Consider the following 19,852-nt stretch of genomic DNA (forward strand, 5'->3'; position numbering starts at 1 on the left):
TTCACTTCCAGAATTATGTCTTTCTAGGCGTTTGGTTAAGTCGCTAGTTTGCCCTTTGTAATAGGTATCGTGATTTTCAGAATAAAGTATATAGACAAAATATTTCACGAAAATTACTGATTTGAAGGTTTGTGCACGAGAAGACTCGAATGCTGATGCTACGATCAGCATCATGACTTTGCCTATGCAAACGTCATGGCTTCCATTTATTCTTGATATTTTTCTATGAATGCCTTGGTGCGTTCTTTAGATAGATTTTTTAGTTTTCGCTCCAAGATTAGGGCTTGAGACCGATTTGGCTTTTCAGTTTTCCACACCAATTTCCATGGTCTGTATTTAGAAGTCGATTTTTCACTTCCAGAATTATGTCTTTCTAGGCGTTTGGTTAAGTCGCTAGTTTGCCCTTTGTAATAGGTATCGTGATTTTCAGAATAAAGTATATAGACAAAATATTTCACGAAAATTACTGATTTGAAGGTTTGTGCGCACGAGAAGACTCGAACTTCCACATCCTAAACGGATACTAGCCCCTCAAGCTAGCGCGTCTACCAATTCCGCCACGTGCGCATTTAATGAAGTGTGCAAAAATATAAAAAGTTATGCAATATAGCTTGACTTTTTTATTAGGATCGCATTTGAATAGGTATCTAGAGGCCTGTAATTATATCATGGCGTAATGGGTAAAACATTTGGTTTACATTTAAATAGCTTATAAATAGGGTTTTGCCAGCTATTAATATGGTGTTCACAACCCCTTATACCCTTTTAATAGACTAGCTAATCCCCCATAGAGCACAGCATATATAGGTATCTTTGTTTAAGTTAGATTTTATTATATGAAACCACCATTATCAATTAGCTGTTTATTGTTAGCATTGCTAATTCATATTTCTTCGCTGTCTCAAAATCCAAGTGCATTATATCAAAATTGGGAAACGGCACAAGATAATTTAAAGGATAGTGATCCTAACAACGATTATACGCCAACATTGCCTGATTTTAGCTTTGCAGGATACCATCATGGAGAGGCTGGTCTGCCATCATCGTTTACGCAGGACGTTTATGATGTTACCGATGCAGCCTATGGTGCCATTCCCGATGATGACGTTTCAGATAAAGAAGCCATAAAATTGGCTATTGCCGCTGCAGAGGCTAATCCCAATGGCGGAATTGTTTTCTTTCCTCCTGGGCGTTTTGTGGTCAATGACAGTAGTGTCGATGACCCTAGTGAGGTAATACGAATTTCCAAAAGCAATATTGTAATTAAAGGTAGTGGTTCTGGTTCAGGAGGTACAGAATTGTACCAAATAGATTATACGACACATCCCAGTATGGAAACTTCCGATTGGGTGTGCCCTTATTTGTTTTTGTTCTGGAATGGAGAGGACTCTGCGAATAATTATATCACGGATGTAACGGGAAATGCCGAAAGGGAAACGTATTCAGTAGAGGTGGCAAATGCTTCAGGAATTGCAGTAGGGCAGTGGGTAGAACTGTATGTTAAAAACACGGCTACTGCCTTTGTAAACGAAGAGTTGTCACCTTATACTACGGCCGATCTTTATGACCCTACAAATTTAAAGATGGTAAAAAATGGGGTAGAGGTTAGGGAAATCCATAAGGTGGTAGCGAAGAATGGAAATATAATTACGTTTAAGGAACCCATTCATAGAGCCATTAATGCGACTTATAATTGGCAAATCAATAATTTTAAGGCACTTGAAGAAGTGGGTGTTCAGGATTTAAAATATACGGGAGGTTTTATATGGCAACATTTGCACCATCAAGCGCCGCAAGAATTGTATCCTGGTGAAGGTAAAAGTGGCCCGCATGCCTATTTAAGTTCTTCGGGGTGGAGTGGTATTCAGTTTAATCATGTTGTGAATGGATGGATTTCTAATGTAGAATTTTCCAATATGTCGCAAGTGGCACAATTTAAATTTTCGGCCTATTGTTCTGCTTTGGATAATAGATATGTTGGAAATCCAGGGCATAACTATATTAGTACCAACTCAGCAACAGGGTGTCTTATAGGCAGAAATACAGATAGCACCACGGGAATTTGGCATGGATGCGGACTCAATGCCGTTTCAATAGGAAATGTAATTTGGAGATGCGACCATCCACAGAATGGAAGTTCGGGCATGGAAGTCCACGCCAGTCAGCCAAGAGCTAATCTATTTGATGTTTGTAAAGGTGGTTTCTTTTTTAATATGGGAGGCTCTACGGGGGCGTTGCCCAATCATTTAAGACATATGGTCCTTTGGAATTTTGAAGGGGTATCCTACCAAAGTACAGGGGTGAAATCGTGGCGGCCTAATAGTGAGACAAAGTATGCTAAGTTTTTAATGCCAATCATTTCAGGATTGAAGGGCTTTAGCATGTCGAGCGAAGCCAACCAGTATCAAGAAAACGAATCGCCTGGTACTCATGTTGATGAAGAATCGTTATACGAAGCACAATTGGCCTACCGTTTGGGGGCATTGCCGGGTTGGGCTACTCTTGGGATAAAAGATAAGGGTTACCAGGTGAAAAAAACCAGAGTGTATCCCAATCCGTTTACTTTAGAAATAGAAGTAAACCACCTTAACGGTGCATTTAAAGAATTGATACTTATGGATATCACGGGAAGACGAGTTTATTATCAATCTGTAGAAGGCCTGAATGAGGCGAAGGTACTACCGACCTTAGACCAAAAGGGTTCAGGGATTTATGTCCTGAAATTGGTGGGAGACATTACTGTGGAATCCCATAAATTAATAAAAAAATAATCTTATTTAGTTAGTGTTTAGGTGGCCTGTAATAGGCAGAAAGAGAAGAGGTTGGATAGATTTATCCAGCCTTTTTTCATTTTACATTAGAGTTTATTCAAACTAAATTGGTTGTAAGGTTTTAGGGATAGTCTATTCAATCTAAATAAGCTCCAATATCCAGATTATTTTGTTTTAAGATCTTCTATAGCCTGAAATGCTGAAGGGATATGGAAATCTGGCTTTTTGGAATTAGGGATAACCCAGGAATACCAATCTGTTTTATTGGACTCATAAAAATCGGCTCTAAATAGACCTAGGTAAAGGGAAGAGCCCATTCCTAAGGTATTCAATTCTCTTAAAGACAATTGCCCCTCAATGATAAATCCGTTTTGGGTAATCCGTGAGGCTATGTTAAGGCTTTTGCAATTCCAAGTACGCTCAAATTTTCGATAATAACTAGCCTGATAATCCAACACGTATCCTTTGGGGGAGATTTCGATACAGTAATAGTTTTCCAGATCTTTATTAGCTGAAAAAAACAATTCAACCCGATCACCCTGAGCGATTGAAATTTCGTCTTTAAGAGGGGGCGTGATAAGCGTTGTATCTATAACTTCAAAATAGAAATAAAGGAAATCGTTAGCAACCTTATAATCGAATTTCGTTCCATCTTGGAGATGGTTTTTCCAAGGTGCGGTTAATGAGCTTATTAATGGTGAAGAGGGCCAATCTTCTATATAGGCATTAAGTTTAATATGGTTTTGTGGAAAAGTATCGGGGGCTTTAAAAAACAATTGCCGCCCCTTCAATAAAAATGAAAGCACGGCAATCAACAATAAAACAATAAAACTATTTTTTTTGATGTTTACTAGATGTAAAGCCACCTAATTATTTTGTTATAACAATTTCTAACGGATTATTAATACATTTAGAAAAACGGTTAAGGTAATCTTCCCACTCTTGTTGGTTATTGAACTGACCGCTTTCCTTCCAGCCAAATCCAGCATAGTAAACTACTTGATTGTTGTTTACTTTTAGCTTTGCATAAGCATTGCTTAAATCTTTGGCTTCGGTATTGTAGGTTTCAAAGTCTAGAAAGGTATCTTTAGCTGCTACGATAGCGGTTCCAAGTTCAGAATCGCCATGAGGCTGCCAATAGCTTACCCATCCATTTTCTGTATTGCCGTTAACTTCACCATCCTTTTCATGTAAGGTTAAACCAGCCGATATATTATCAATACCTTCTAAGGTGATGGTGAATTTAGAAAGGTTACTGTTTAGGTCTAAGCTAATAACTCTTGATTCCTCAATGGTGTGGCCAGCAGCATCCCAATCTTCATATTCTAAATAAAAACTGGTTCTAATGGGGCCAGTGGTAATGGTACGCCATTTCGCATAGTTTTTGGAAATGTAATAAGTCGTGTCAATTTTAGCGGCAATACCACCAACACCACGACTCACACCAACATGGAAATTGTCTAAACCTTCACCATTGTCTTCGTGATAGGTACCCTCTGTTTCCAATTCTTTTTTATACCATTTATTGATAATTGGGTATTCTACTTTTTTTAACCAAGCATCAACACCGCTGGACAAGGTGCCACCAGGAACACTGTCTTCCACCATTTTTTGGGCTTGTGGCCCGAAAGTACGAAAGGCAACTTTATTGTTCTCCCATGCGTAATCATCGGTACGCTCAGGTACAAAACGGGAAAAGCAAAGGGCTTTTGCTTTAGGCTGCTCTTCAGCAGTAATTGATACCACTTCAAAAGCGCTTTCTGAATTAGCCGCTATTTCCGGTTGGAACAAAATAACGTCCGTAGTACCGTCACCATCGTTATCTACCAATTGTGTAACTTGGAGTTGACCTGTTTTTATGTCACGAATACCAACAGTGGCAAGGTCTTCAACATTTAAATCAGACTTAGCTAATTCAACAGTTTCAAATGATCTCGCTATGTCAAGCCCGTTCTTTATGGTAATGGTTGTATGCTTTTCCTTTTTAGTACATGCCGAAAGAAAAGTTACAGCTACAAAAAACAATATTATTTTATTAAGTTTCATAGCTATTGGTTTAGTTTTCATTAGATGGCTTTCCTATGGTAGCCAATATACCTCCATCAACATAAACTACATGTCCATTAACAAAATCACTGGCTTTAGAGCTTAAGAATATGGCTGCGCCTTGTAAATCTTCTGGATTACCCCAGCGTGCTGCAGGTGTTCTGTTAATGATAAATTCATTAAATGGATGACCATCTACACGAATAGGAGCAGTTTGGCTAGTTGCAAAATACCCTGGACCAATACCATTGGTTTGAATATTATATTTGGCCCATTCTGTTGCCATACTACGTGTTAACATTTTTAGGCCACCTTTAGCGGCTGCATAAGCACTAACAGAATCTCTTCCCAGTTCACTCATCATAGAACATATGTTGATGATTTTACCTCCGCCTCTTTTAATCATGCTCTTGGCAACATATTTAGAAACGATAAATGGACCAACTAAATCAACTTTTACAACCAATTCAAAATCTTTGGTTTCCATTTCAACAATAGGTGTTCTTTTAATAATGCCCGCATTGTTTACTAGAATATCGATAGGGCCTACTTCAGCTTCAATTTTTGCTATGGCTTCTTCTACAGCTTTGTCGTCTGTAACATCAAACACATAACCATGGGCATGTAGGTCTGCAGCTTTGTATTCTTCAAGAGCTTTTTCTAAGGTATCACTAGTATTATTATTAATTACAAGTGTAGCACCTGCATTTCCTAATCCTTTTGCCATAGCCATTCCCAGTCCATGAACGCCACCGGTAACTAAAGCTATTTTTCCTGTTAAATCAAATAAGTTTATAGACATATTTTTTGTGGTTTTAATAGTTATCTTAATTCGTTAATTTTACAGTGATCCATATCACCATAATCTAAATTTTCACCAGCCATTCCCCAAATAAAGGAATAGTTACTTGTTCCAGAACCTGAATGTATGGACCAGGCAGGTGAAATAACGGCTTGGTTGTTAGCCATCCAAATGTGTCTTGTTTCCTGGGGTTGTCCCATAAAATGGCATACCGCTTGGTCTTCAGGAACTTCAAAATAGAAGTATACTTCCATTCTTCTGTCATGTACATGGGCAGGCATAGTATTCCAGGAACTTCCAGACTTTAAGGAAGTCATTCCCATTTGTAATTGACAAACATCTACAACGCTGTTAACAATGTATTTTCTTAAGGTTCTGGCGTTTGCAGTTTCGGGAGCGCCAAGCTCTATCACTTCAACATCTTCAATACCTATTTTTTTATTTGGAAAGGCTTTATGTGCCGGTGTGGAATTGATATAAAATAAGGCTGGATTATCTGCAGATTCACTAGCAAATACCACTTCTTTATTTCCCTGTCCAACATAAAGTGCTTCTTTGTGTTTTAAGGTATATTGAGTGCCATCTACCGTTACTGTTCCTGTTGCCCCTACATTTATAATACCTAATTCCCTTCTCTCAAGAAAGTAATCTGCTTTTAACGGATCGATAGCTTCCAAATTAAGGGATTCGTCAACAGGTAGTGCACCACCAGCTATAAATCTGTCGAAGTGAGAATAAACTAGGTTAATGTTATTGGCTACAAATAAGTTGTCAATTAAAAACTCATTTCTTAGTCTGTTTGTATCATACGCTTTTACATCTTGAGGAGACGTTGCGTATCTAACTTCGTATTGTGTTGCCATGTTTTAAATATCTGATTTTTAATTAATTATTTTAACCTGAATAAGGTTTTGGCTTTACAAAAGTAATAAAAATAATTAAAAATACAATCGATTGTATTTTTAATTTGTTATTTTTGTGTAATGACATTTAACATAAGATGTTTGAAATACAGGTAGTGGGTTAGATTGGGTATATGTGTAAAGTCAATAAAAACCTAATGGAGTAAAGAACAATGTATTTTAATTGTGCTAATAAAATGTTTACAATAAAGGTGTTCTATAAACAAGAAGAATATTTAAATTAGGGCACCAATTATCTTAAAAAGTAAGAATGGTTTTATGAATAAGAATAATAAAGCGACTATTCACGATATAGCAAGAGCGTTAAATATAGATAGTTCAACAGTTTCAAGGGCATTAAACGATAGTCCTAGGGTTACCCAAAAAACCAAGGATAAAATTATAGCTAAGGCTAACGAACTTGGGTATCAAAGAAATCACTTAGCGTCTAATTTGAGAAAAAGTAAGACCTATACTTTGGGCGTTGTGGTGCCTAGAATATCACGTCATTTCTTTTCTTCCGCTATTGCGGGAATAGAGGAAACTGCTTATCAAGAAGGGTATAATGTGGTGATTTGCCAATCTTTAGAGGCATTGGAAAGGGAACAAAAAATTGCAGAGACTTTATTAGCCAATAGGGTAGACGGAGTTTTGATTTCTATTTCTATGGAAACAAGCAGTTATGAGCATTTACAGGCGCTTAGACAGCGAAATATACCCATTGTGTTTTTTGATAGATTTTGTGATATTCCAGATACTTGTAATGTGCTTATAGACGATTTTCAGGCAGGCTTCAATGCGACAGAGCATTTAATTTTAAATGGAAGCAAAAACATTGTTCATTTTTCAGGAACACAAAATTTAGATATTTATAGAAATAGATACAATGGATATAAAGTAGCACTAGAAAAACACAATATTCCTTTTAGGGAAGACTTTGTTTTAAGTTCTAAGTTAATGAAAGAAGATGGCGTGGAAAATGCAAAAAAAATATTAGCACTTCCTTATAAAATTGACGGTATTTTTTCTGCAAATGATGTGGCAGCCATTGGAGCCTTACAATACCTAAAAGAACAAGGTAAAAGAATTCCTGAGGATATAGCCATAGTAGGTTTTAGCAATGAACCAATCTCTTCAATAATTGAACCTCCCTTGTCTACAATAAATCAGTCTGGATTTGAAATAGGTAAAACAGCAACCTCATTATTGTTGTCTAAAGTTAATAATAAGACCTCTAAGTCCATAAGTGAAACGATCATTTTAAAGACTAATTTAATTGAACGAAAATCTTCGGTGCGATAGGTTTTGTAGTAAAAATTAGTTATCTTTTATCTGGTTTAATACAGTTTTATATGAAGTTTAAAAACCTTATAGTAATTCTTTTCTTTCATGTAGTTTTTGGTTCTCTTTTTGGTCAAGGGGAAGGTGAAGAGTATAAAGCCTTAAAATTCAGAAACATATCATTGAAGCAAGGACTTTCGCAAAGTTCTGTATTGTGCATTCTACAGGATAAAGAAGGCTTTATTTGGTTTGGAACCCGAGACGGTTTGAATAAATATGATGGTAATACCTTTAAGACCTATCGCTACGATTCGCAAGATAGTACCAGTTTAAGTCATAGTTCTATTAAGGCATTGTTCGAAGATAGTTCTGGAGTGTTATGGGTGGGGACAAGACATGGTTTAAATAAATATATTCCTGAGACAGATTCTTTTGAAAGGATAAAAACCTTAGAAATAACATTGGGGGATAAACTCAATGAGATATGGGGGATTGTTGCAGGAAATGTACAAGATGAATTATGGTTGGCTACAAACGCAGGCTTGATTAAACTAAACACAAATAAAAAAACCTTTATGCGGTATGTTAGTAATAAAGATGGTACCGCAAGTTTGTCGAGTAATTTAATTAGGGCCCTTTTAAAAACAACAAATGGTAATTTATGGGTTAAAACGGTTAATGGAATAGATTTTTTAAACAATCAGGATAAGACCTTTAAAAATTATGCCTATCCGAAAGGCAGTTCCAAAGAGGTAAATGTCAATTACACTCCAACCTTATATAAAGATTCTAAGGGAACCATGTGGATGGGATTTAAAAGCGGATTGGCTTTTTTCAACGAAGCGGAAGACGCCTTTCAATTTTATAAAACGTCTAAGGGTAAAATAGCAGTAACGGATGAAGTTCGTAGTATACATGAGGATCAATATGGTAAATTATGGGTGGGGACTTATAAAGGACTGTATATTCTTGATAAGAATAAAAATGAGGTGTCGCATTATGTACATGATGAAAATGACCCCAACAGTTTAAGCCAAAATTCTATTTACAAAATTTTTCAAGATAACAAAGGTGATATTTGGATAGGGACTTATGCAGGTGGAATAGATTATTATAACAGAAGCTATGACCTTTTTAGGCATATTTCAACAGGGACCAACAGAACCAAACTTAATTATAAAGTGGTTAGTTCTATAGTAGAAACTCCTTCCAATGAATTATGGATTGGTACAGAAGGAGGAGGGATTAATGTTTACAACAAAAAAACAGGAACATTTAAATATTATACAGCCAATGATAACCCCAACAGTATAAGTGCCAACAATGTAAAAGCCATGATTAGGGATCATGCTGGGAATTTTTGGATTGGTACGCACGATGGCGGTCTTAATTTTTTAAACCCTAGGGTTTCTCCATTTGCATTTATAAAATATAGAAATATCCCCAACGATTCCACGAGTGTTAGTGATGATAGGATCATATCGTTGCTGGAAGATCATGAAAATAATATTTGGATTGGAACATCAGGAGGCGGATTAAATGTTTTAAATAATACGTCAGGGACTATTTCGCGTGTTGCCGATCCATCGAAAGTGATGGGGCAGATTGTTTTTACTATTGTAGAAACATTGGATAAAAAGAGTCTTCTAATAGGCAGTAATTTAGGCTTGGCTAAGTTAGACCTTTCTACTAAAGAATTGTCTCCTATAGATTTTATAGGAACCAATAGTGCTTCGGGTAATCGTAGTGTAACGGTTTTATCAATTTTTGAAGCTAATAACCAAAACCTTTGGGTAGGAACGGAGGGGGATGGTTTGTATAATTATAATTTAATTTCAGGAGAGACTATTGCTTATGGAAAACAGCAAGGCTTGCCTAACGATGTGGTATATGGTATTGTACCAGATAATAACAATAACATTTGGTTAAGTACCAACAACGGATTAAGCAGAATTAATTTACAATCGCTAGAAATTAAAAACTTCTATGAGTCAGATGGATTGCAAGGGAACGAGTTTAATTATGGGGCCTATCTAAAGGATAAATCGGGCAACTTATTATTTGGAGGTACCAATGGGTTTAACATTTTTAATCCAAATGATATTGTGGAGAATACTTTTGTTCCACCGGTTTCTATAACCTCTTTTAAAGTTAACAATAAACCTTATTTAAATATTACCGATTCTATTTCAGAAATCACCTTAAAACATTATCAAAATGTATTTAATTTCGATTTTGTTGCCTTGAGTTATTTACAGCCCAATAAAAACCAATACGCCTATAAGTTGGTAGGTTTTGATGAAGATTGGAATTATGTTGGCAATAAAAAATCGGCTACCTATACCAATTTAGATGATGGTACTTATACTTTTAAAGTAAAGGCGTCAAACAATGATGGCTTGTGGAACGAACAAGGCACTTCAATTAATTTAAGAATACTACCTGCGCCATGGGATACTTGGTGGGCTTATCTCATTTATTATTCGATAGCCATAGGCATATTTCTGGTTATAAGACGGTATAGTTTGTTACGGATCAAAGAAAGAAATGAATTAAAGCATGAGCGTTTGGAAAAAGAGCGTATAGAAGAGGTTAACAAAATGAAACTGCAATTGTTTACTAATATTTCCCATGATTTCCGCACACCATTAACGCTTATTATTGGACCTTTAGAACGATTGTTACAAGAGGCATCAGTAAATGATTTTGTGAAAAAACAACATGAAATCATGTACAGAAATGCCAGTGTGCTTATGGAGTTGATTAATCAATTGTTGGATTTCAGGAAAAGTGAATCGGGGAAACTACAACTAAGTGCAAGCAAAAACAATATAGTACCTTTTGTTGAAAACATAAAGCAGGCCTTTAATGGTTGGGCAGAAATTAAAGATATAGATTTTAGTTTAACCACTTCAAGTAATGATATAGAGGTCTGGTTCGATAAGACTAAGCTTAAAAAGGTGTTGTTCAACCTACTATCCAATGCATTCAAGTTTACGCCCGAGCATGGTAAAATTGCCCTAAACTTGTCCATTCATGAAAAAGATAAGAAGGGACAGCAAAAAAAATATGTGAAGATAAAGTTAGAGGACAATGGTAAAGGCATTCCTAAAAAGAATATTAAGTTTATATTCGATAGGTTTTATCAGTTAGGCGAGCGTTCAGGAACAGGAATAGGCTTGGCTTTAACGAAAAATTTGGTAAAGCTTCATGGTGGAAGCATTAAGGTAAAAAGTAATGAAGGCATAGGCACATGTTTTAATGTTTTGTTGCCTTTAGGAGACGCACACTTACAAGAAGACCAGAAGGTGAAACAAAGTACAGAGGTTGAAGAAACTGATAATTTTAATATCGAAAAAGCAGCTTATGTTGAAAAAGAGCTTATCCTTCAGGACAACGAAAATATAGCTAAAGCAGATTTTACAGATAAGTCAATGCTTTCAATTTTATTAGTTGAAGATAATGTTGAAGTACGCACATTCATCAAAAATATTTTTAAGGATAAATATAACCTCTTTGAAGCCCCAGACGGTAAAAGTGCTATAGAGATAGCCCAGTCCTATCATATCGATTTAATTATTAGTGATGTGATGATGCCTGTTATGGACGGGATAGAGATGTGCCATGAAATTAAATCGAATATCAAAACGAGTCATATCCCAGTGATTTTATTGACTGCACGTACATCAAATGATGCCCAAAAAGAAGGTTATATGATAGGAGCAGATGCCTACATAACTAAACCTTTCGATGCTACAATTTTAGAGGTAAGGGTAGCCAATATATTGCAAACCAGGAAAAAATTTATTGAAAAGTTTAAAAAGGATATCATATTACAGCCTAAAGAGGTTACGGTGACTTCTACAGACGAATTGTTTTTGGAAAAAGCCATTGGTTTAATAGAGGAAAATATGTCTAATGCTGAGTTTGCCATCAGTGATTTTATAACCGAAATGGGTATGAGCCGCTCGGCATTATATAGAAAACTAAAAGCGTTAACAGACCAGTCCATTACGGAGTTTATTAGAACGATTAAATTAAAACGCGCAGCACAGTTAATGGTAGCCTCAGATATGTCAATATCGGAAATAGCATTCGATTTGGGCTTTAACGATTTAAAATATTTTAGGCAATCCTTTCAAAAATTGTTTAATCAATTACCTTCGGAGTACCGTTCAAATAATAGCTAATTAAGAAGGCTAAAGAATATCCGTTTCTAATTTTCAATAAGAAAGAAGCTAAAGAATATTTATAGCTCAATACCTGTTAGTGTATGGTAATCAAGGTTTTACTGTATTGGTCGCCATGAAATGAATAGCTATCCCCAGTCCAAAGAACGGAATACCCCCTACTTATTGTTAGGTATGAATGTAATTTTACTCACGATTAAAAACTACAAACTAACATACAGTTATGAAAAATCAATTAAAAGCAACTTACACTAATTTAAAAAGCAGCAAACGCTTGCTTTTAGTGTTTTTATTTAGTGCTTTGTGCAGTTTATCAACTTTTGCACAAGTAAAAACCTTAACGGGAACGATTACAGACGAAGTGGGGATACCGCTTCCTGGAGCTAATATTCTCGAAAAAGGAACTCAAAATGGGGTAACAACCGATTTTGATGGAAACTACTCCATTCAAGTTACCAATCAGTCTACAATTACTATTAGTTATTTGGGCTACAAAACCAAAGAAGTGGTTGTAGGATCGCAAATGTCTATAAACTTAAGTTTGGAGCCCGATCTTCAGCAATTGGAAGAAACGGTTGTGATTGGTTATGGTTCGGTAAGACGTAAAGATGTAACAGGATCGGTTGCATCTGTGAAGATAGACGAATTAACAGAGGCGCCTGTAGCTAACTTTGATCAGGCTTTAGCCGGGCGTGTTACTGGAGTTCGAGTAAGATCTGCAGGAGGAGGAGAACCTGGGAGTTCGCAAAAGATCGTAATTAGGGGGCAGAACTCTATTACGCAATCCAATGAACCGCTTTATGTGGTAGATGGTTTTATAGTACCTAGTTTTAATTCAGGACAAATAGATCCATCTGATATTGAATCCATGTCAGTTTTAAAAGATGCCTCGGCTACAGCTATTTATGGAGCCAATGGTTCTAATGGGGTTATTATTATTACTACTAAAAAGGGTAAGGTAGGAAAAGTAAAAGTGTCTTATGATACACGTTTGGATGTTAAGAATGTGACCAAAACCTTAGGTGTACTTAATGCTTATGATTATGTTAAGTTACAGGAAGAATTAGATGCAGCAAGTGCCGAAGTGGCGTTTTTGAGAGTACCAGCCGAAGGAGGAGGAACACAGGAAGTCCCTGGAGCTAGTTTTGAAGACTATAGAAATGTGCTTTCTAGAGATTGGCAAGACGAAGCGTTTAGAACGTCGTTTTCTAAAACACATAGACTTAAAGTTAGTGGTGGAAATGAAGATACAAGGGCTAGACTTTCGTTAAACTCCGTTGAGGACGAAGGAACTTTATTAAATTCTTTATACGAAAGGATAGATGGTCGATTGGTAATAGACCAAAAGATTAGCGATAAACTAAGTTTGTGGACAGATGTAAACTATCAAAATTTTGTTCAAAACGGATTAAATGTTTTAGGAACTGGGCAGTATTCATTTTTACGTAGCCTTATAACCTATAGGCCAGTAGCGAACATATATAGAGATTATGGAGAGTTTAATCCTTTAGATGATGTAAGTGAAGAATTGGGAGATTTTGTTAACGTTGTTGTTTGGCATCCAATAGTATCTTTGGAGAACGAATTTAGAAAAAGGGAAACAGATCGCTTTACAGCTAATATGGGAGTAAAATACAAGATTTCTCCAAACCTTACTTTTTTAACAAAAAATAGCTATAATTCATCGACAAGAAAAATAGAATCGTTTAATAATAGTAAAACGGTTTATGGTAGATTGATCAATCCAATTAATGGAATCAATGCTGCTGTACAATTTGATAAATGGAAAAACTTTTCAACCGTAAATACCTTAACCTACAGAAAGCAATTTAATGATCATTCGTTAGAAGTGGTTGGAGGTATAACCTATGATGTTAGAAACTACGAAACCGCAAGATTTGCTTCCAATTGGATACCGGAATATTTACAGGAGTTAGGAATGAATGCCATAGATGGTGGAATTCCTAGCGATTCGTACGATAATTATGGTAATGCCAAGAATAAATTATTTTCTTTATTAGGAAGGGTAAACTATTCCTATAAAGACAAATATTTGTTAACAAGTTCTATAAGAAGAGACGCCTCTTCCAGATTTACTAGAGGAAACAGAAGTGATGTTTTCCCTTCGTTGGGATTGGCCTGGCAAGTTCATAAAGAAAAGTTTATTGAAAACCTAAATATATTTTCTCAATTTAAGCTTAAAGCAGGTTATGGTCAAACCGGAAATGAAAGAGTAGGTAATAATGCAATGTTTTTAAGTCTTTTAACAGGGAATAGTGCAGAGTACTTTTTTGGAGGTCAAGTAGTACCTGGGCAAAGACCTACAAGTGCTGCAGGTAACCCTGATCTTCAATGGGAAACTACAGAAATGGTTAATTTAGGTGCAGAAATGGGCTTTTTTGATGATAGAATAAATGTAGTGGTAGAAGTCTATCAAAAAGATACCAAAGGTTTGCTTATGAATGCCGATGCTGCCTTGTCCCAAGGTGCTCAAACCCGTTGGGTTAATTTAGGGCACATGAGAAATTCAGGATTGGAGATTAATTTTAATACAGTTAACGTCTCAACAAAGAATTTTAAATGGACTAGTGATTTTAACATTACGTTTAACCAAAACGAAGTTGTTGAGATCCCTAGTGGAAAACCTATTTTCTATAGACCAAATTATTATCAAAGATTACGTACCAATCAATATATAGTAGAAGAAGGTAAAGCTTTAGGGAACATGTATGGTTACCTTTCTGATGGTGTATATCAAATAGACGATTTTGTAAATTATAATCCAGAGGATTCAGAACATACTTTAAAAGCAACAGTGCCTAGTTACAGAAGCCATCAACCTGGAGACGAAAAATTTAAGGATATAAATGGAGATGGGGTTATTACCGGAGCAGATAAAACCGTTATAGGAAATGGTCAAGCCAAGTATTTTGGTGGATTTAACAATTCCTTTAAGTATAAAAACTTCGAGTTAGGAGCTTTCTTCGAATGGACGTATGGAAATGATGTTTTAAATGCTAATAGATTGGTTTTAGCGAATGCTTCAAATCGTGGGGCAAACCAATTAACTTCGGTTCTAGACAGATGGACCATAGACAATCAAGATACAGATGTGCCTAGAGCTGGAGGGCAAGGTTTTGAAGATGTGTCTTCAAGGCTAGTGGAAGACGGTTCCTATATTAGGTTGAAGACGATTAATTTCTCATATACCTTTTCTAAAGACCTTGTGAAAAAGTTAAAAATTAGCAGTTTGAAATTATATTGTGCAGCACAGAACTTAGTGACTTGGACTAACTATAGTGGATATGACCCAGATGTATCTGTTAGTGATACACCAATATCACCAGGTATTGATTATTCGTCCTATCCAAACCATAAAACCTATAGCGTTGGTTTAAACGTAACATTTTAAAAAAACAACTATGAAAATTAAATTAATAACTATAGCAATATTGTCAGCCTTGATTTTTTCAGGTTGCGATAAAAATTTAGACGTATTGCCGACTGATAATATAAGTTCGGAAAACTTATACCTGTCAGAGGCAGGTATTGAAGCAGGTTTAGCGGGAATTTATAGCCGTATTCTTTTTGCCTATCGAGGAGCGGACTTTGCATTCTCTTATCCTTCTTCATTTACAGATGAAGCACACTATTGTAGAAAGGGACTAACATCGTTTATCAAAAATAACTTTACGCCATCAACGCCACAATTGGCAGAACCTTGGACAGAACTTTATAGTGGTATCAATGCAGCAAATATTTATTTAGAAAAAGTTGCGGCCGCCGGTTTTTTGAGCGAGGAAGATAGGTTAGAGTATTTGGCCGATGGTTATTTTATTAGGGCCTATATGTATTTAGACTTAGAAAGAGCCTTTGGCGGCATCGAAGGAATCCCTATGCCTTTAGTTGAAAACCGTGGGGAACTTTTACCTAGAACACCAGGTATTGATGTATACAAACAAATTATTAAAGATTTTGAGTTTGCAGCAGAGAATTTGCCAGATGATGCAGATGCTGTAAAAGGAAGACCAGGTAAAAATGCAGCCAAAGGGTTAATTGCAAGAGCATACATGTACTTGGCGGGAGAACCGTTTAATGAGCCTGGTGCTTATGAAAAAATGAGAGATTGGAGTAAAGCAGTGATTGACGATGGCTACAATGAGTTAAATCCGAGTTATAAGGACATATTTATCAGGTTAGCTCAAGAGGAATTTGAAAGAAAGGAAGTCCTGTTCCAGTTTGCTTTCTCTTATGAGAATCAAAACAACCAAAGGGCTTCAAAGCTTGGTTCGGCTATGGGCTATTTATGTGAAGATGAGGCATGTTATAAATCTTACGAATCGCATTATGCAACAGTATCTTTGGTTTTACAATATAGATCAGATCCAGATGATGAGCGTGGTTTGTGGAATACAGATCCAACTTATATAAGACGTACGTATAATTGTAGACCTATAGGTAAGGTTTCCCAATTTAGATATTGTCCATCGAAATACCGTAGACAATACGAAGAGGATCCTTCCAATACCAGTTGGGGAGCCCACCATTGGCCTATACTAAGGTATTCAGACATCCTGTTAATGTATGCCGAAGCAGAGAATCAATTAAATCCAGGGTCTACAATAGCATTAGATGCTGTTAATCAAGTAAGAAATAGAGCCAAGGCAACACCTTTGGCAGGACCAATTACCGAAGATTTGATACAAGAAGAACGTCGATTGGAATTATGTTTCGAGGGGCTTCGAAAGTACGATTTAGTAAGATGGGGAAATCTTGAGGAAAAAGTAAATGAAACGAAAGCATTAATGGAAGAATTAGTAGCAGACCCTAATTTTTACAATGATGATTGGTTAATTTATGGAGAACCTAATATGGGACCAGATGGCTTACCTCAAACTGGAGACGAACCTGCTGTACTAGAAACAAGAAGAAATGTGTTGCACACTAGTTTTGAGCATTTCGAGGGTTATAATGATTTTGATATTACAAAACATTACATATTGCCAATTCCAGAACAAGAAGTGGGAGTTAACCCATATTTAAGGCAAACCCAAGGGTGGTAAACATTAATTATAAAATATTAGAAAGATGAAAAATGTAAAATATATATTGGCTGGAATAATGCTAGTAACAATACTGTTTCAATCCTGTGAAGATTTAAACGATGTAGAAACTCCAGATTTTAATGTTACTTATACTAATCAAACAATAAAAGCTGGTGAGCCAATAGAGTTTAAAGTAGAGAATGCCCCAAACTTCCTGAATTTTTATTCAGGGGAGTTCAGCCATGAGTACAAGTATAGAGAAAGAACTAAAGCCGAAGGGACTATTTATATGTCGTTCAATAATGCACAAAAATGGGGCTTAGGTGAAAATGCAAAAGGAACACTATCTGTTCACGTTTCTTCAGATTATGATGGTTCTGGAACCAAAGAAGCTATAACGCAAGCAACTTGGACCGATATTTCAGATAGGTTTAATATTTCAGAAGCTTATACGTATGATTGGACTTTTTCTGGAGAGGCAGATATTACCGATCTTGACAATGGAGGGTTAGCCTATTTTGCCATTAGATTTTATGCAGAGAAGACGAGTTTGGATGGACATCGTCAACCAGAATGGCGTATAAATAATTTTAATATTAGTCGAGATTTGGATGATAGTGGAAATTTCCTTGAAATTTTCAATAAAGCAGTAGATAATAAATCTGGTTTTACCAGTATTTCTGTAGACGATGGTGTTTATGATTGGAATGGACATAATTGGTATTGGGATTCAGGGAAAAAGGTTTGGAGAATGAGAAGTGAAAACCCCAGACATGGTAATGATGACTGGTTGGTTACCGATGCTATTAACTTATCAATTATACAACCAGATAAAGGTATGCCATTAAAAACGTACCCAGAGAGTTTAGAATCATTTACATATACTTACGAGCAACCAGGAACCTATACCGTAACTTTAGTAGGAAACAATACTACGGCATATGGGCATAAAGAGTTGGTTAAGGAATTTACAATCACTGTAACCGAATAAATGGTATAATACCAAAATTTGGAATTCAGATTAATAGCGAAACTGTCTCAACCTTTGGTTGGGGCAGTTTTTTGTTTGTCTAGGTATAGGACTTTTATTTTCCACATAACAAAGTGTTGCATTTAGCTTATCGAAATAAGCAGCGGCAACGTAATCTTTTGGTTTTTATACTAATATAAAAATTCCGAACAACAGATTGCTTCTTCCATTTCCTGTATCCGCTCATTTCAATAAGCTTTGCACGTGCTGTCATTACAAGAAAAGTAGAGGGGAGGTAAACCTATATGCAGGTAATCTCTTAAAAGAAGCTCACGTTAAATGACCAATCAAATTTGCTAATAATAAACATATTATACTCATAAAGACAATGATTAAGAGAGGTTAAAATTAGTTATTCATGAAAAGGAGGAGGCACTATACATCTAGGCTATAAATATGGTAGTTAGCCTAAATAATTATGAAATATGGTCTATTCTCCCTATCTTAAAGATTAGATACCCCCCTTTAATATATAAGATAACTGCTTAATTTTATTGTGAACTAATTATAAACCAAAAATTATTTTATGATGAAAAAAATTACTTTAATTTTAACTTTATTATTGACGGTTAGCCTAATACATGGGCAAGGAAAATCTTTAAAATTTAATAAAAATTTTGTATTTAATACAGATGCAGACTTTAACGCCGTTGAGTTTACGGATAATTCTGGTACACTAATAAAAGATTATGAAGATCACACATGGGAAATGTGGGTCAAGGGAAGTGCGGCAACAGAAGGTATTATATATACAGAGGGGGTTAGTGTCAGTAGTTGGAGAGCGCAGTATCGGGTATTGGCAGAAGCAGGTAAAATCAAGCTTAATTACAGAAATTGGGAAGCGGAGTTGTTTAATGTAACTGGTAGTTTAACTGTGTTTGATGATACATGGCATCATATAGCCATAGTAGAAGACACAGAAGCAGGGGTTACAACCGTTACGCTATATGTAGATGGCGTTGTAGATGGTGGTGCGGCTTTAGGATCATATACACGTCCTACTACTTGGGTTAATAATACTAATGGTAGTGGAGGAAATGTTAATAGATCTGTTTTTGGAGCATTTGCCAGGGTGTTTGATATGGACCAAGATAATGGTTCTGCTTTTAGATTTGATGCTTTGGCATACAATGGAGAAATTGATGAGTTTGCTTCTTGGAAAAAGGCTTTGTCAGCAGGTGAGGTTGCGTCAAGAGCTGATATTAATACTGGTAGATGCACCGCGCCAACTGGTACAGACTTGTATAGGTATGTAAGTTTTGATGTAACACCTATTGTTGATAGCCCGGGGTCAATTTCTGTTGCTATATATGATGGTACTAATTATGATGGTACTGATGGCCAGAATTTAGTGGCAGCAGATTACACTAATTTTACTTTTAACGACTATACCTGTCCTACTGCTTCAGTGGCAGATAATATTTTAAGTCGAGGAATTTCTATATTTCCAAACCCAACAAACAACATATTAAACATCAATAAACAGGACGCAACAATTAATATTAAAAACATTAGCCTTATTGATGTTACGGGAAAGGTCGTTTATACCAAAAACAGTACGGCGCCCATAAACGTAAGCCAATATGCCAAAGGTCTATATCTTTTAAAAATAGAATCGGAAGCAGGTGGTGTGGCCACTAGAAAAGTGGTGGTAAATTAAATATAAAGATAATATAAAAGTAATTGGTTTTTAAAAGCCAATTGCTTTTACTCTCTAAGATAATAATACAGCTCTCAACTTGTAATAGAACTATATTGATTTCCCCAAATCTCTTATAAACTTAA

General features: G+C 35.9%; 13 protein-coding genes and 1 tRNA gene. 7 read left to right on the forward strand and 7 right to left on the reverse strand.

Features of this window, described 5'->3' with window-relative positions; genetic code table 11:
• The 3 genes from MR062_RS17750 to MR062_RS10860 all read right to left on the reverse strand — a co-directional run.
• A partial coding sequence (locus MR062_RS17750; protein WP_394800535.1) for a GIY-YIG nuclease family protein occupies positions 1 to 174 on the reverse strand: 174 nt, incomplete at its 3' end.
• A gap of 32 nt (positions 175 to 206) precedes the next feature.
• Entirely contained in the window at positions 207 to 458 is a 252-nt protein-coding gene (locus tag MR062_RS10855; protein ID WP_242204230.1) for a GIY-YIG nuclease family protein, read from the reverse strand.
• Positions 459 to 482: 24 nt separating this feature from the next.
• Positions 483 to 567 (reverse strand) — tRNA-Leu (locus MR062_RS10860).
• Positions 568 to 836: 269 nt separating this feature from the next.
• Between MR062_RS10860 and MR062_RS10865 the strand changes: the two genes are divergently transcribed.
• Positions 837 to 2,771, forward strand: coding sequence for a DUF4955 domain-containing protein (locus MR062_RS10865; protein WP_242204231.1), 1,935 nt, complete (start codon positions 837 to 839; stop codon positions 2,769 to 2,771).
• Positions 2,772 to 2,935: 164 nt separating this feature from the next.
• On the opposite strand, the gene MR062_RS10870 is transcribed toward MR062_RS10865, so the two are convergent.
• The 4 genes from MR062_RS10870 to kduI are packed head-to-tail and all read right to left on the reverse strand — an operon-like array spanning position 2,936 to position 6,482.
• The gene (locus MR062_RS10870; RefSeq protein WP_242204232.1) at positions 2,936 to 3,637 is read right to left on the reverse strand and encodes a DOMON domain-containing protein; all 702 of its coding nucleotides are present in this window, start codon (positions 3,635 to 3,637) and stop codon (positions 2,936 to 2,938) included.
• A gap of 4 nt (positions 3,638 to 3,641) precedes the next feature.
• Positions 3,642 to 4,817, reverse strand: coding sequence for a DUF4861 family protein (locus tag MR062_RS10875; RefSeq protein ID WP_242204233.1), 1,176 nt, complete (start codon positions 4,815 to 4,817; stop codon positions 3,642 to 3,644).
• A gap of 10 nt (positions 4,818 to 4,827) precedes the next feature.
• Positions 4,828 to 5,619, reverse strand: coding sequence for a gluconate 5-dehydrogenase (locus MR062_RS10880; RefSeq protein WP_242204234.1), 792 nt, complete (start codon positions 5,617 to 5,619; stop codon positions 4,828 to 4,830).
• Positions 5,620 to 5,639: 20 nt separating this feature from the next.
• Entirely contained in the window at positions 5,640 to 6,482 is an 843-nt protein-coding gene (kduI, locus tag MR062_RS10885; RefSeq protein WP_242204235.1) for a 5-dehydro-4-deoxy-D-glucuronate isomerase, read from the reverse strand.
• 318 nt (positions 6,483 to 6,800) lie between these two features.
• Here kduI and MR062_RS10890 point away from each other — a divergent pair, with 318 nt between their 5' ends.
• The 6 genes from MR062_RS10890 to MR062_RS10915 all read left to right on the forward strand — a co-directional run bounded on the left by MR062_RS10890 (position 6,801) and on the right by MR062_RS10915 (position 19,727).
• On the forward strand, positions 6,801 to 7,823 hold the full coding sequence (locus MR062_RS10890) for a LacI family DNA-binding transcriptional regulator (protein WP_242204236.1): 1,023 nt from the start codon (positions 6,801 to 6,803) through the stop codon (positions 7,821 to 7,823).
• Between the two features lie 50 nt (positions 7,824 to 7,873).
• On the forward strand, positions 7,874 to 11,992 hold the full coding sequence (locus MR062_RS10895) for a hybrid sensor histidine kinase/response regulator transcription factor (protein WP_242204237.1): 4,119 nt from the start codon (positions 7,874 to 7,876) through the stop codon (positions 11,990 to 11,992).
• Positions 11,993 to 12,215: 223 nt separating this feature from the next.
• A complete protein-coding gene (locus MR062_RS10900; RefSeq protein ID WP_242204238.1) occupies positions 12,216 to 15,404 on the forward strand; it encodes a SusC/RagA family TonB-linked outer membrane protein in 3,189 nt (1,062 codons plus the stop codon).
• A gap of 10 nt (positions 15,405 to 15,414) precedes the next feature.
• Positions 15,415 to 17,055, forward strand: coding sequence for a RagB/SusD family nutrient uptake outer membrane protein (locus MR062_RS10905; RefSeq protein WP_242204239.1), 1,641 nt, complete (start codon positions 15,415 to 15,417; stop codon positions 17,053 to 17,055).
• A gap of 25 nt (positions 17,056 to 17,080) precedes the next feature.
• Complete coding sequence (locus tag MR062_RS10910) at positions 17,081 to 18,028, forward strand: DUF5017 domain-containing protein (protein ID WP_242204240.1); 948 nt, start codon at positions 17,081 to 17,083, stop codon at positions 18,026 to 18,028.
• Positions 18,029 to 18,593: 565 nt separating this feature from the next.
• Positions 18,594 to 19,727: a T9SS type A sorting domain-containing protein gene (locus MR062_RS10915; protein WP_242204241.1), complete on the forward strand. Its 1,134-nt coding sequence runs from the start codon at positions 18,594 to 18,596 to the stop codon at positions 19,725 to 19,727.
• The last annotated feature ends 125 nt before the right edge of the window (positions 19,728 to 19,852 follow it).

Source organism: Aestuariivivens insulae (assembly GCF_022662195.1).
Taxonomy (GTDB): Bacteria; Bacteroidota; Bacteroidia; order Flavobacteriales; family Flavobacteriaceae; genus Aestuariivivens; species Aestuariivivens insulae.

Excerpts from the sequence above, each read along its gene's own strand:
- MR062_RS10865 (WP_242204231.1), top strand. The coding sequence starts at position 837 with ATGAAACCACCATTATCAATTAGCTGTTTATTGTTAGCATTGCTAATT.
- MR062_RS10875 (WP_242204233.1), bottom strand. The coding sequence starts at position 4,817 with ATGAAACTTAATAAAATAATATTGTTTTTTGTAGCTGTAACTTTTCTT.
- MR062_RS10880 (WP_242204234.1), bottom strand. The coding sequence starts at position 5,619 with ATGTCTATAAACTTATTTGATTTAACAGGAAAAATAGCTTTAGTTACC.
- kduI (WP_242204235.1), bottom strand. The coding sequence starts at position 6,482 with ATGGCAACACAATACGAAGTTAGATACGCAACGTCTCCTCAAGATGTA.
- MR062_RS10890 (WP_242204236.1), top strand. The coding sequence starts at position 6,801 with ATGAATAAGAATAATAAAGCGACTATTCACGATATAGCAAGAGCGTTA.
- MR062_RS10895 (WP_242204237.1), top strand. The coding sequence starts at position 7,874 with ATGAAGTTTAAAAACCTTATAGTAATTCTTTTCTTTCATGTAGTTTTT.
- MR062_RS10900 (WP_242204238.1), top strand. The coding sequence starts at position 12,216 with ATGAAAAATCAATTAAAAGCAACTTACACTAATTTAAAAAGCAGCAAA.
- MR062_RS10905 (WP_242204239.1), top strand. The coding sequence starts at position 15,415 with ATGAAAATTAAATTAATAACTATAGCAATATTGTCAGCCTTGATTTTT.
- MR062_RS10910 (WP_242204240.1), top strand. The coding sequence starts at position 17,081 with ATGAAAAATGTAAAATATATATTGGCTGGAATAATGCTAGTAACAATA.
- MR062_RS10915 (WP_242204241.1), top strand. The coding sequence starts at position 18,594 with ATGATGAAAAAAATTACTTTAATTTTAACTTTATTATTGACGGTTAGC.